General features: G+C 44.0%; 1 protein-coding gene. It reads left to right on the top strand.

The genetic code is table 11. The annotated features are described in order from the left end of the window. Positions 1–1,569 (top strand): IS66 family transposase (gene tnpC, locus BJR36_RS19930; protein WP_330388010.1); only part of this gene is annotated, 1,569 nt, incomplete at its 5' end. Positions 1,570–1,630: the final 61 nt, after the last annotated feature.

The raw sequence follows: 1,630 nt of genomic DNA, 5'->3' as shown, positions 1-1,630 counted from the left end.
CTGTTGATTGAAAAACAGTCTAAACTGATCGAAAAACAGCGTATCCAGATAGATAACATGATACAGGCGCTGCTTCATGCCAAAAAAAAGATCTTTGGTTCTTCTTCTGAAAAGAGTCAGATGGACGGCCAGATGAATCTGTTTGATTCTGTACAGGAGCTGGCACAGGAGCTCTTCAAAGAACAGGAAAAGATAACAGTCAAGAGTCACACAAAGTCTCCTCGTAAACCGGGTGTCCGGGAAGAAATGCTTTCCTCTCTTCCAAAAGATATCGAAGAATATGTCATCAATCCGCAGGATTCTTGTCCGAAATGTGGAGGGAACTTAAAGGTCATTGGAAAAGAAATCATCCGAACGGAAGTGGAATATATTCCAGCAAAGCTGAAAGTAAAACAGATTGTACGTCAGGTTGCAAAATGCGAGGACTGCGGTGGGAAGAACAGCCAGAATAAAACACCGGTCTTTGTAAAAGCAGCGATTCCTTCTCCTGTTCTGCCCCATTCTATTTCCACCCCATCCCTTGTTGCGCAGATCATGTACCAGAAGTTTGTTATGGGTCTTCCTCTGAACCGACAGGAAAAAGACTGGTTCCGATTAGGACTGGTACTGCCAAGAGCAGAAATGGCACACTGGGTCATCCGCTGCAGCCAGGAATGGCTGACTCCGATTTATGACCGGATACACAGACAGCTTCTGGAATGTGAAGTATTGCATATGGATGAAACCAGAATTCAGTGTAATAAGGAAGAAGGAAGAAAAGCCAGCAGCGATTCTTTTATGTGGGTTATGCGGAGTGCAGCCAGCGAACCGGTACAGGCGGCATATTTTCATTACTCCAGCTCAAGAAGTACTGAAATGGCAAGAAGTCTGATTGGAGAATATACCGGTTATTTAATTACAGATGCGTATGCCGGGTATAATAAGGCCGGAGACTATCACCGCTGCCTCTGCTTTGCCCATTGTCGTCGTTATTATATAGAAAGTATTCCGTTAGACAGCAGAGGCAGGGAAATTAAAGGTTCAAAAGGAGCTGAAGGCAGGGCATATATTGATCTGCTTTTTAAAATAGAAAAAGAAATCGAAAATCTGTCTTTTGAAGAAAAAAAGAAAAAGCGTCAGGAAGCGTCAAGACCGGTTCTTGATGCCTTTTGGTCGTGGGTTGAAGAAACATCGGCCCTGCATACAACAAATGAGTTGTTGACGAAAGCCCTGACTTACTCCACAAATCAGAAAAAATATCTGGAGACCTTTCTGGAGGACGGAAGGATACCGCTCTCCAATAATTTATGCGAAGCAAATATCAAACCATTTGCCACTGCCAGAAGGGCCTGGCTGTTCGCAGATACTCCCAAGGGAGCCACTGCAAATGCCGTCCTCTATACGCTTGTTGAAACTGCTAAGGCTAATGGGCTGGATGCGTATGAATATCTGAAGTATCTTTTAGAAGAGTTGCCAAACAACGATTACCTACAGAATCCTGAAATACTAGATCGATACCTGCCCTGGTCACCGGATATTCCGGATCACTGCAGGCTTCAGCAAAAGCATAAAAGGAGCTTCAAAAAGTGATGCCATCAGCATAGCATAAAATGGCACTCCTGAATACGACGCCGAGTTTTGAATCACTTAC

This window comes from Anaerobium acetethylicum, from assembly GCF_900096945.1.
GTDB lineage: Bacteria > Bacillota > Clostridia > Lachnospirales > Lachnospiraceae > Anaerobium > Anaerobium acetethylicum.
This window is presented reverse-complemented; position numbering and strand designations above follow the sequence as displayed.